Source organism: Psychrobacter sp. KFRI-CH2-11, assembly GCF_038239325.1.
Classification (GTDB): Bacteria; Pseudomonadota; Gammaproteobacteria; order Pseudomonadales; family Moraxellaceae; genus Psychrobacter; species Psychrobacter celer.
In genome coordinates this window covers 2,620,656-2,633,346 of the sequence record NZ_CP151283.1, presented here as the reverse complement: position 1 = coordinate 2,633,346, position 12,691 = coordinate 2,620,656, and the positions used below count along the sequence as shown (strand labels likewise).

At 46.2% G+C, this 12,691-nt stretch carries 8 protein-coding genes; 2 read left to right on the top strand and 6 right to left on the bottom strand.

Features of this window, described 5'->3' with window-relative positions; genetic code table 11:
* Window positions 1-525 precede the first annotated feature (525 nt).
* Window positions 526-1,839 carry an OmpA family protein gene (locus tag AADH33_RS10905; protein WP_348548881.1) on the top strand — a complete coding sequence of 438 codons (1,314 nt, stop codon included), beginning with the start codon at window positions 526-528 and terminating at the stop codon, window positions 1,837-1,839.
* Between the two features lie 367 nt (window positions 1,840-2,206).
* Window positions 2,207-4,054, top strand: coding sequence for a translational GTPase TypA (typA, locus tag AADH33_RS10900; protein ID WP_075102015.1), 1,848 nt, complete (start codon window positions 2,207-2,209; stop codon window positions 4,052-4,054).
* A gap of 182 nt (window positions 4,055-4,236) precedes the next feature.
* On the opposite strand, the gene AADH33_RS10895 is transcribed toward typA, so the two are convergent.
* The 6 genes from AADH33_RS10895 to cysM all read right to left on the bottom strand — a co-directional run bounded on the left by AADH33_RS10895 (window position 4,237) and on the right by cysM (window position 12,521).
* Window positions 4,237-4,677 carry a hypothetical protein gene (locus AADH33_RS10895; RefSeq protein WP_100748912.1) on the bottom strand — a complete coding sequence of 147 codons (441 nt, stop codon included), beginning with the start codon at window positions 4,675-4,677 and terminating at the stop codon, window positions 4,237-4,239.
* A 326-nt stretch (window positions 4,678-5,003) separates the two neighbouring features.
* On the bottom strand, window positions 5,004-5,939 hold the full coding sequence (gene mutM / locus AADH33_RS10890; RefSeq protein ID WP_348548880.1) for a bifunctional DNA-formamidopyrimidine glycosylase/DNA-(apurinic or apyrimidinic site) lyase: 936 nt from the start codon (window positions 5,937-5,939) through the stop codon (window positions 5,004-5,006).
* A gap of 76 nt (window positions 5,940-6,015) precedes the next feature.
* A complete protein-coding gene (locus AADH33_RS10885) occupies window positions 6,016-8,568 on the bottom strand; it encodes a RelA/SpoT family protein (RefSeq protein ID WP_348548879.1) in 2,553 nt (850 codons plus the stop codon).
* A gap of 354 nt (window positions 8,569-8,922) precedes the next feature.
* Window positions 8,923-10,464 carry a 23S rRNA (uracil(1939)-C(5))-methyltransferase RlmD gene (gene rlmD, locus AADH33_RS10880; RefSeq protein ID WP_105244821.1) on the bottom strand — a complete coding sequence of 514 codons (1,542 nt, stop codon included), beginning with the start codon at window positions 10,462-10,464 and terminating at the stop codon, window positions 8,923-8,925.
* Between the two features lie 218 nt (window positions 10,465-10,682).
* On the bottom strand, window positions 10,683-11,507 hold the full coding sequence (locus AADH33_RS10875; RefSeq protein WP_348548878.1) for a 3'-5' exonuclease: 825 nt from the start codon (window positions 11,505-11,507) through the stop codon (window positions 10,683-10,685).
* Between the two features lie 24 nt (window positions 11,508-11,531).
* Complete coding sequence (cysM, locus tag AADH33_RS10870) at window positions 11,532-12,521, bottom strand: cysteine synthase CysM (protein ID WP_348548877.1); 990 nt, start codon at window positions 12,519-12,521, stop codon at window positions 11,532-11,534.
* Between the last annotated feature and the right edge of the window lie 170 nt (window positions 12,522-12,691).

Sequence of the window (12,691 nt, the reverse complement as noted above, 5' to 3'; positions counted from 1 at the left end):
TACTTCATTATATATTTGCATTTTTAAATATATCGCTAGTTTTTTATCAAAGTGCCATTATTTTGCTTTACACAAAACTGTATAAATACACTATAATCTACAGTGAATAAATGTCGACTTATGTAGTTTAAACAAAATATATGTCTACTGTCAAAAAATGTTTCAATTGGTGAATGCTGGGTTTTAGCAATAGAGAAAAATTACTAACTGTATTAAAATACGCTCAGACAGTAGGTATTGTTAAGTGAACTATCTATTGCGAACTGACATACAAAAGATAAAAAGCGTAAGGTGTGTTAGTTCTAGGTAACTTAAGCTGGTTATTGTGTTTTAGTTACGACATTATCGTGTAATAATGTGTAGCTCGTTAACGAAAAAAGTTGTAAACTGAATTGATAATCGCTAAGCTACTCCTTAATTGGTTTTGCTTTGTAACTTAAAATTCGTAAGAGATGTCTATTTTAGAGCGTCTTGAGAAGCGGTTTTGCTTAACGCATCACTAAAATTATCCTTTGGAGGAAGTCCATGAAATTGAATAAAATTGCTCTAGCTCTGGTTGCTGTAGCAGCTGCGCCTTTAGCAGCAAATGCTGGCGTAACAATCAGCCCGCTATTACTTGGTTATCACATGACTGAAGAGTTCAGTGATACTAGTGAAAAACAACGTGAAGTCCTTCGTACTGGTAAAAACTTGTACGCTGATGCTAATGGTACTGAGTGGTTAAATGAGCCACGCGGTAATGATAACGGTGGCGTAGCGCAAGAAAGTGGTCTTTATACTGGTGCAGCATTAGGTATTGAATTGACACCTTCTACGCAGTTCCAAGTTGAGTATGGTGTTACTAATACCAATGGTGAAGCGTCTGAAGACTCAGCGGTTTCAGGTGTTAACCGTTTTGACGTAGAACAAACCATGCTTTCTGGTAACTTCTTAATCGGTACTGAAGAGTTCACGGGTTACACTGACAGCGCATTCAAACCATATGTATTGGTTGGTGCCGGTCAATCTAAAATCAAAGTAGAGAACCAAGAATCTTACAGAGCTTCATCTCCAGTAGCTGGATATGAAGCTGGCGAAGTAGTACAGGCTGGTACTGAAGTATCAGAGTCTAAAGACACTATCGGTAACCTAGGTCTAGGTGCTATGTATCGTATCAACGATGCACTAAGCCTACGTGGTGAAGCTCGTGCGATTCACAACTTTGACAACAACTGGTGGGAAGGCATGGCATTGGCTGGCCTAGAAGTTGTACTTGGTGGCCATTTAGCACCTACAGTAGCAGTACCACCTATGCAAGAGCCAGTAGTTGACAACACGCCAGTCGTGGTTGTTGATGACCTTGATTCTGATGGTGATGGTGTACCTGATAGCATCGACGCTTGCCCAGGCACTCCAATGAACGTTGTCGTTGATGAGCGCGGTTGCCCAGTTCCAGTAGATATTACTGATGAGCTAAAAATGGAACTACGCGTATTCTTTGACAACGACAAGTCAACGATCAAAAACCAGTACAAGCCAGAAATCGCTAAAGTTGCTGAGAAGATGCGTGAGTATCCTAACTCTACCGCTCGCGTAGAAGGTCATGCTTCTAAGACTGGTCCTTCAGCACGTTATAACCAACGTCTATCTGAAGCTCGTGCCGTTGCGGTTAAATCTATGCTAACTAACGAATTTGGTATCGCGCCAAACCGTCTAACCACTGTTGGCTATGGTTACAACAACCCAATCGCGCCAAACGACACTGAAGAAGGTCGTGCTATGAACCGTCGTGTTTATGCCATCATCACTGGTGACAAAACAATGACTGTTGAGCAAACTAAAGACATGGTTGTTCAGTAAATAACAACTGATAGACTTAAGTCTTGAGTGAAAAACACTCATATATAGTTACAAAAAAAGCCGCCCATAGGGTGGCTTTTTTTTATTTATGTATTGAGAAAAGCAAGTAATTACATAAATTTATCGGGCAATAATGTTATACTAGCAGCCCAAACATTCTGTAAATTGACAGAGTGTACATTAGCATAGCTATCTGTATGATGAATTTATCAGTGTAGATATTTGATTCTCTTGAAATAATTAGAAAGTCGGTACTTATTGGACGACTTTTTAAATCAGTATTAAATACCTGTCTGATTGATGATAAAAGTTTATCCAGCGGCGCTTATTGCTACTGCATTTTTTTAAGACGAAACGAGCATTTTATATGGCGAACGATATCAAACACCTGCGTAACATTGCAATTATTGCCCACGTTGACCACGGTAAAACCACTTTGGTTGATAAGTTATTACATCAGTCTGGTACTTTTGGCGACCGTGCAAACATTGCTGAGCGTGCGATGGACTCAGGTGATATTGAGCAAGAACGTGGTATTACTATTTTGGCTAAAAACACAGCCATCCGCTGGACAGATCAGACTGATGGTACCGAATACCGTATCAACATTGTAGACACCCCAGGTCACGCCGATTTTGGCGGTGAAGTCGAGCGTGTTATGTCAATGGTTGACTGTGTATTGTTGGTAGTGGACGCGGTTGATGGCCCAATGCCACAAACTCGTTTTGTGACGCAAAAAGCATTTGAGCAAGGTCTAAAGCCGATCGTGGTTATCAATAAAATCGACCGTCCAGGCGCGCGTCCTGACTGGGTCATGGATCAAATCTTTGATCTATTTGATAACTTGGGTGCAACCGACGAGCAGCTTGACTTCCCAGTAGTATATGCTTCAGCGCTAAACGGTATTGCAGGTTTAGATGCTGATGATTTGGCAGAAGACATGACGCCGCTGTTTAAAACCATCGTTGATGTGGTACAGCCACCTCAAGTAGATGCAGATGCGCCATTCCGTATGCAAATCTCAAGCCTTGATTACAACAGCTTTGTTGGTGTTATCGGGGTTGGTCGTATCCAGCGCGGTAAAGTAAAGACCAACACACAGGTCACGATTATTGATAAAAACGGCAAAACACGTAACGGCCGTATTTTAAAAATCATGGGTTACCACGGTCTTGAGCGTATCGATGTAGAAGATGCTCAAGCAGGTGATATTGTTTGTATCACGGGTATCGATGCACTAAATATCTCAGACACCATCTGTGATCCAAACCATGTAGAAGCACTGCCAGCGTTGACGGTTGATGAGCCAACGGTATCTATGAACTTCCAAGTAAACAATTCACCGTTTGCTGGTCGTGATGGTAAGTTTGTGACGTCACGTAATATTCGTGAGCGTCTAGAGCGCGAACTGATTCACAACGTCGCCCTGCGCGTAGAAGATACAGAATCTCCTGATAAATTTAAAGTATCAGGTCGCGGTGAGCTACACCTTTCAGTATTGATCGAAAACATGCGCCGTGAAGGTTTCGAGCTTGGGGTATCAGGTCCTGAAGTTATCGTAAAAGAAGTCGATGGTAAGCTACAAGAACCGTATGAAAACGTGGTTTTTGATATCGAAGAAGAGCATCAAGGCCCTATCATGGAGCAAGTTGGTCTACGTAAAGGCGAGATGACCAATATGGAGCTTGATGGTAAAGGTCGTATGCGTATTGAGGCAACGATGCCTGCGCGCGGTTTGATTGGTTTCCGTTCTGAGTTTTTAACGTTAACCTCAGGCACGGGCATCATGACATCGAGCTTTTCTCATTATGGTCCTCAAAAAATTGGTGATGTCGGTGGCCGCGCTAATGGTGTATTGGTGTCTATGGCCAATGGCGTATGTCTAGGTTTTGCACTATTTAACCTACAAAAACGCGGTAAGCTATTTGCTGAGCCACAGCTAGAAGTCTACGAAGGCATGATCGTCGGTCTAAACTCACGTAGTGATGATATGACCGTTAACCCAACGACGGCAAAACAGCTAACCAACGTTCGTGCTAGTGGTACTGATGAAGCGTTGACATTGACGCCAGCTGTGAAGTTCACCCTTGAGCAAGCGCTTGAGTTTATTCAAGATGATGAGTTGGTCGAGGTGACACCAAAAGCCATTCGTATCCGTAAGCGTTATTTGACGGAAAGTGATCGTAAGCGTCACAGCCGTAGCAAAAAAGGGTAAGACAAACCAGAGCTTAAACATTCAGTGCTCACATATAGTACGAAAATTTGTTTAAGCTAAAAATTCAGTAAAAAAATGGCTAACCCTAGGGTTAGCCATTTTTTTTGCATATGCGTTAGGACAAAGATAATGAGATTTAGAGCAAAGACTAAGGTAAGGGGATTAGAGCAAAGAAGCAAAGACTAAGGGGTTACGACCACATAATCATTGGTATTGATTAAGATCTCTGATGGCTGGTCTACGACGATACGTACGACGTTATCATTGACGGCTTGTGATTTATAATAGTTATCCTCGGCGACGGTACAGCCTAAGCAGCGACCCATGGCACTCCACGGCTCAACGAACAGCTTTTGCTGCGCTTGATCTGGGTTACCCCCGATGATAGAAAATGGCAAACTGACGATATAAGCGGCAGTGCCAGCAACTGCATTGACCAGTTGCAAAGGCTTGCCTACGACGGTATCCACGACCATGGTTTCATAAGAGGGGCCAAAGTCGCTTTCATCAATCTCTATCGCTGCCAACGCAGGCTGCATGCTAGCCGCCATAAAACCTAAGCTTGCGACTGCTGTAAAAAGTTTCTGCTTAACGGCGCGTTGGTTGTTGGCTCTAACAGTCATAATGATATCCTAAAACTCATGATTAATATGGTTTGCTGGTGCTTTTAAAGCAACTAGGAAACCGCGTCTCTATAAAGTTATCGCAATAATAGACAGCTTGAATATTACAGATAGATGAATGATTTGCACAACTTATGTAAGTGCTAGCACTATTAAAGCAAGATGTGCGTCAATAAGCAACAAAAATGCGTACAATCGCGCGGCGGAAATATAGCGGCGGAAATATAAACGGCGATTGTATTATCGATAAATAGTAGAGCATTATGAGTGGTTGTTTAAAGCCAATGAGATAACAGTCAGCTGAGCTGCTAACAGTTGAGCACCACCTAAGAGTTTAGAGGCTGACAGTTGGCACAGTAGACACTTGCGCGGCCATTAAGTTTGATGTTTTTGAGGGGTGTATTGCAGTGTGGACAAGCTTCTCCTTGTCTGCCATAAACATTGAGTGTTTGCTGAAAATAGCCCGTGGTGCCGCTTGCCACCGTAAAGTCGCGTAGAGTCGAGCCACCAAGCTCTATGGCTTTTAATAAAATATCTTTGATATGAGCGACCAAAACCAATAGCTGCTCATAGGAGAGCTGATGGGCTGGGGTCGCAGGGTGAATACCTGATAAATATAGGCTTTCTGTCGCATAGATATTGCCCACACCAACGACGACCTGCTGCTCCATAATCACTGATTTAATTGCGCGGGCGATCGGCTGTTTCTTTGATTTGGCGGTACTGGCAGCCGCTGTATCATTGCTGTCGTTAGGTGCAGTTGTCCGCTGAATCAGATGGTACAGATAGTCAGCGGTGAACGCCTCTGACAAAGGCTCAGGGCCTAAGTGATCAAGCAGCTTGGTGCGATAGTCTCGATACCAGAGCACCGAGCCAAACCGTCTAGGGTCATAGTAGTGCAGCTGGGTTTTGTTGTTGTCAGTATCGCGAAATGTGATCACCAGATGATCGTGTTTGCGTTTTTCGGTCGTATGCTCGTGTTGTTGCAGGCTGCCTGACATACCCAAATGCACCAATAGCTTTTTTGGCTCCTTTATATGAGCGTGCTGAGAGCCATCATCAGAAGTAGAGGGTGAGAAGTTTAGGATCAAGTATTTGGCGCGGCGCTCCACACTGACTAAGGTGTGATGAATCAAACTTCCCAAATCATCTGGCATAGCCCAGCGCAGTTTTGGCTGAAACACTTGTATATCAACGACTTGCTGACCATGTAAGGGATTTAGGCTGGTTTTGGTGGTTTCTACTTCAGGCAATTCTGGCATGGTGTTTTATGATAACTCTATGATTAAGGTAAGTTTGTAAGCTTAGGTCAAGGGACAGGCTATAAAAATACGCGCCTTATGCGACGGCACGTCTGGCATGCAAGATACCATGCTGCTGTTCGAGCTTGGCCAATAGTTTAGACAAGTGCGCCAGTCCTGATACTTCGATGTGAAACTTTAAAAAAGCGATATTGTCGTCATTACTTAACGTCTCAACTTGGCGAATATTGACGTTTTCTTTGTCAATAATCTGTGTCAAATCGCGTAATAACCCTCGTCTGTCATAGGCCTCTACATGTATATCGACTGGTTGATAGCGGCCAGGTTGGACGCGCCAGCTGGCCTCTACCTCGCGCTCAGGATCACGCTCGATAAGACGCATATATTCTGGGCAGCCACGATTGTGGACACTGACACCGCGTGACAAGGTAATATAGCCGGCGATGGGTTCGCCATGGATAGGGTGACAGCAGCCCGCCAAGTTAATCTCGATATTATCCAGTCCATCGATTCGTATCTTATAGGCATCGAGCTTGCTTGTGTCTTTGGTATCGATGCTGGGTACAAAATCCTCTGGCGGTCGCTCCGGCTCTAGCTGTAGCTGACGCGAGATATGACTGGTGAGCTGGTTTAAGCCGATGTCTCCGGTGACCAACCCGACGATGATATCATCGGTATTATTGACATTAAAATGCTGGGTATAGTCATTGAGATCAATGCTATTGGGATGTACGGACAAGCGCTCAAGCTCTTTGCTGAGCATTTGCCGCCCAATCTCGATGTTTTTGTCACGGTCTTGCTTATTAAACCATTGGCGTAGTTTTGAGCGTGCACGGTTGGTATGGATATAACCAAGCGAGGCCACCAGCCAATCACGATTAGGCTCACGTGAGGCTTTGGTGATAATCTCTACTTGCTCGCCCGTTTTGAGCTGGTAGGTCAGCGGCACATAGCGCTGATTGACCCGCGCTGCCTGTGCGCGATTGCCCACCTGCGTATGGACATAATAGGCAAAATCAAGGACGGTCGCGCCTTTTGGCAGCTCGGTGATATCGCCATCACGACTAAAGATATAAATGCGCTCCAGCTCATCGAAATCGACTAACTGCTCTTCTTCATCAAGCTCCAGCTCTTCGATTTCTTCACCTGCTACAACTGCCGAGCGCGGCTGATTGCGGGTTTCGTTATTAATGGACAAAAGCTGCCGCAGCGAGCTGATTCTTTGATTGAGGTAATTGTCTTTTTTGTTTTTTAGGCCTTCTTTATAATTGACATGCGCGCACATGCCAAGCTCGGCCTCAAAGTGCATCTCGTGCGTTCGAATCTGTACTTCCAGCGATTTGTTTTCGGCAATGACGGCAGTATGCAGCGAGCGATAGCCGTTGGACTTCGGGTTGGTGATATAGTCGTCAAACTGCTCAGGAATATAACGCCATAAGCCATGCACGAGCCCAAGTACGTGATAGCAATCTGAGGGGCTGGTGACCAAAACCCGTAGCGCCCGAATATCATAAAGCTGATCAAACGATAAGCCTTTGAGCTTCATTTTTCGATAAATCGAGTAGATGTGTTTGACGCGTCCCGACACTTCTCCTTCGATACCGGCGTCTGCCAGCGCCTCATTGAGCTTGTCTTGCACGCGCTGGATATAAGACTCGCGCTCACTGCGTTTTTCTGACAGCAGCTTAGCGATTTCTTTGTAGCGCTCAGGTGCCAGATAGCGAAAAGCCAAGTCTTCTAGCTCCCACTTTAATTGAGCGATACCCAATCGGTGCGCTAGTGGGGCATAGATGGTCATGACTTCTCGCGCCACGCGATTTTGCCGCTCTTCACTAGAAAACGTCAGCTCACGCATGGCAAAGGTACGCTCGGCAAGCTTTATCAGTACAACACGGACATCGTTGGTGACCGAGATGAGCATGCTGTAGATGTTAGAGAGCTGGTCACGCTGGTTGTTGACAAAGTGGTCTTCTAAACGCTTGTTGCTCTCGATGATCTCCGACAGCTTACCCATCGCCAAGGTATCTTTGACCAAAGTGGCAATGTCTGCTCCGAAGTTTTTTTCGATATCTGTCAGGCTAATGATAGACTTGCGCGCGCTACGATAGAGCATCGCTGCCACCAAGGCATCTTCGTCTTGATACAGGTACGTCAAAATATCGGTCATGCCAATACCTGTGACATAAGCGCCTGAGCGCTCGGACTCACTGGTATTCATATGGCTGCGAATAAACTCACAAGCCGCGCTGAGATTGGGCACCGCATCTTGGCCGATACGTTTGGCGACATTGTCCAGCCACGTTGGGACGTCGATGTTGACTTGATCTAGATTAATCGCCTCCAGCTCTTTTTTGGTCAGGGTGTTGTTTTTGTCCAAAAGCGGATTGTTTGCATACTCATTGGCAAGCTTTGGATCATGTGTATGCAGTGCATGGTCGGCGGAGCGATCAAAGGTGGTGTGCAGCTTATGAGTGGCCAGTTGGTATTTGATATCGAGAGGAATTTGGGCATAGCTATTGGCAGATTGGTGAGAGCGCTGGCTCGCAACCAGTTGCGCCGCTAGTGTAGCACTGTCGGCCTGAGTGGTTTGTCCATCCACCAGCGGCAATCCTTCACGAATTTTAACCATAGCCGACTCCTCTTAGCTATCTTGAATTGATTATAACTTCATCTACTCTGCACGCACTTTGGATGAGATCACAAAGTGTCAGCTATAAACCAATACAACTGCTAAAAAATCCTTTTTTAGCAGCTATAAAATGCAAGTAAAATATATAAAGCTATGAGTGCAAGTCTTCGCCATGTGCTGATAGAGTAGACATAGGAAGATTGTTTATTATTATCTCATTTTGAGGCGACAAATCAAGCGAGGCTATGTAATGTCTGTTGTTGATAGGTTGAACTAGCGGGTTTGCCTCTCGATACTATCTATAGTTTTAATAAAGACAGCGTGTCCTTTTTTGGTAAGGACACGCCGGTAATATCAAACCGCAACCTTCTCAAAACGGGCAATGGACTCTACATGACCGGTATGACAAAACATATCCATCACCCCAGCATGCGTCAGGCGATAGCCTTGCTCTAATAAAGCCTTGGTGTCGCGCGCGAGCGTCGCTGGGTTACAAGAGACATAAACGATGCGCTCAGCGTTGAACTTGGGCAGATATTGCATAATCTCCCACGCGCCAGAGCGTGGTGGGTCGATCAAGAGCGCATCAAATCCTTGGTTGGCCCACGGCTGATCTGAGCAATCATGCGTCAAATCCTGACTATAAAATTCTGTGTTGTTAAGGCCATTACGGCGAGCGTTGTCTGCGGCGCGCGCGGTCATTGCGTCACTGCCTTCTACGCCGACCACCGAGCCTGTCTCTCCGACAAGCCGCGCTAAGGGCAGACTAAAATTGCCCAGTCCACTAAACAAATCCAGTACCCGTTCGCCTGCTTTTAAATCCAACAAATCGCAAGCAAGCTTGGTCATTTGACGGTTGACGGATAAGTTCACTTGCGTAAAGTCAGTTGGAATAAATTCATACGTCAGGTCAAACTCGGGTAGCTGATAATACAAACGTCCAAACTGCTGACTCATATCATCATCAGCGCTCAAGGCGATACGCTGAATGCTATCAGCACCTTTGGGCTGTAGATATAACTGCCAGCTGCGCGCTGCAAAAAACGCCTTTAGTTTTTCTACATCAGCCTCTGACAACGGCGCTAAATTGCGTACGATCAAAGCAACGGGCTGATTGCCGTCTGGTAGTCCGTCTATTTGTTCACCCATCGCCAGCTCAAGCTGGGCAATCTTGTCACGGCTCTCTAAAGTACTAATCAGCGCTTTTAGGTTTTCAATCTCAAAACCGATACGCGGGTCTAGAATATGACACTCGTTTAGCTCCGCCAAAAAGTTACTAGAGCGCTCTCGAAATCCGACCAAGGCCGTTTCTTTTTTGGCGACATAGCGTACGCCCAAGCGCGCTTTGGTGCGATAGCCGAGGCGATCACCGACCACAGGCGCCAGCCAAGTATCAGGCTCGGCATTGGCCTGATGGATGAGCATCTCTGCCAATACTGATTGCTTAAAATTGATTTGGCCATCTGGCTGCCAATGCTGCAAGCTACAGCCGCCGCAGACGCCGAAATGCGGGCAGGGCGGAACCGCACGCTCAGGGTTTGGATTGGCCGTAATACTCACAGCGTCGCCTTCTTCAAAGCTGGCACGACTGTTGGTCAGCTTCACTAAAGCGCTCTCACCTGGTAGGGCAAAGCTGACAAAAACTTTTTTGCCGTGCTTGTCTTCGATATGGCCGTCATCTACGCCAAAGCCATTACCATATATTGCCACGCCGCGACCATCATGTGATAGACCATCAATCGAAAAAGGCAGCGGCTCAGCTTCTTTTAACCGCCGGCGCGTCTTTGAAGAGGGCTTGGATTTTTTTTTGTTGGGCGGAATGGTGATTGTTTGGCGAGCGCTCTCAGGCGTCGTCGCCTCGGGTGCCGTAGAAGTCTTTGAATCGGTGGGCTGCATAAACCTGCCTTAATAATAAATGATAAATAACGAAAAATAAGGGTGAGTGCTATAAATTCACTCAAAAAAGAGCACAAGCGCTACTGGGATGAATTTTGCGCAGCCTCTGTGAACGCAGCACGCAAGTAAAATTTATACCAGTAGCGTACTTAAACCTATAACAAATTTACTTTCAACTGACCATCTTATTTATAGCACCGCTTTATAGCTTGGGCTTTTTAAGATTTGGGCGCAGATGACCAGTCAGCGATAAACTCATGATGACGTGGACTGCCATCTGCTTGGGTATATTGTCTTAAATAAGTCAGGCTCTGCTGCTGCCATATATCAAAATCCTGCAAAGACAGCTGTCCGGTTAGTCGTAGCCAGCGCAAATAAATCAGCCACGTATTCATGACATCAGACTCGCAATATATCGACAGTGTCTGCCAATCTGCATCATTAACCAGATCGCCCACCATGCTACCATCGACACTGGTCTTGCCAGGCAGACCGTAGAGGCTTGCGACCACATCCATGGCTTCGCGGCGACTGGCACCATACTGGCTAAATCTATCCATCAAGTCTAGATGGCAAGTATGAAAGCGATTGACGTAATTATCAAAACGCATGTTTTTGATGCGCTCGCCTTCTTCAAATAGCCACGGCGCTGCCAAGTCGTACTGCATGGCGCGATAAATAAGCACCGGAATATCAAAGCCAGAGCCGTTCCAGCTGATCAGTTGCGGCAGTTTTTCAAGATCACTAAAGGCCCGAAAAAACTTAGCAAGAATGTCTTTTTCGCTAAATTTGTCCGCCGTCAAAGAAAACAAAGAAAACTGACCGTCTTTGATATACAGCGCTGATATACAGACGATACGCTGCAGCGGCAGACGCATAAAATCATGTCCCGCTTCTTGTGTGCGTATTGCTGTCATTGCGCTGAGGGCATCGGCATCGTTAAGCTCAGCCAACTGCGGATAGATACGGCGCGCCGCATCAGTATCGGCAACAGTCTCGATATCAAAGACCAGTATCGGGTCGGATGGTAAGGCTTGTGACATAGGTAAACCTAATTAATTGTTAGCTTATTGTGCGGCGTTTTCTGTGCCGTTAATGACATTGTCGTCATTAACACTGTCGTCATCTACATTGTATAAACCAGTCGATAAATAACGATCGCCGCGGTCGCAGACGATAAAGGCGATGACGGCATTAGGGTTTTCTTTGGCGACTTGCAGTGCCGCCCATGCAGCGGCACCAGATGACACCCCAGCGAAAATGCCTTCGGTTTTGGCCAGTTTGCGCATATAGATTTCGGCGATACGTTGATCGACATCCATCACCTCATCGACCAAATCAGCCTCAAAGATACCCGGCATATATTCAGCAGGCCAGCGGCGGATACCTGCGATAGAGGCGTCTTCATCAGGCTGTAGGCCAATCACTTTAATATCTGGGTTTTGCTCTTTTAGATAGCGAGACACCCCAGTAATCGTACCTGTGGTCCCCATAGAGCTGATAAAGTGAGTAATTTTACCGTCTGTTTGTGTCCACAGCTCAGGGCCTGTGGTGAGATAATGCGCTTGGCTATTGTCAGGGTTGTTGAACTGGTCCAACACAATCCCTTTGCCATCGGCTTGCATCTGCAGAGCCAAGTCGCGCGCCGCTTCCATGCCTTCATCGACTTCGATGAGGGTGGCACCATAAGCCGTCATGGCGTCTTTGCGCTCTTGGGTTGAGTTGGTCGGCATCAGCAGCGTCATCGGATAGCCGCGCATGGCGGCAACCATGGCGAGCGCAATGCCCGTATTGCCGCTGGTGGCCTCAATCAGCATATTACCTGGTTTGATATCACCGCGCCGCTCTGCTTGATAAATCATATTAAATGCTGGGCGATCTTTTACCGAGCCTGCTGGGTTATTGCCTTCTAGCTTGGCCAAGACCGCCGTGCCACCCGCAATCTGCTCTTGCTCAGGCAGGCGCTGCAATTTCACCAAGGGTGTCTGCCCGACGCAATCGGCAAGGGCGGTAACTTGAGAGATGAAGGTGGCGTTTGACGTGGCCGTAGCTGACATAAGATACCCTTATTGTTAATATGAATGTTCAAACCTGACTTATGCACTTGCAAAGCGTGACACAGCGCGCAAAAATAGCGGCAAGTAAAAAGCTGCGCCATTATATCATTTTGTTTTTGCCTACGCTGAATGCATGCAGAGATTTTGGTAAATGAATGGTGCTTATAAAT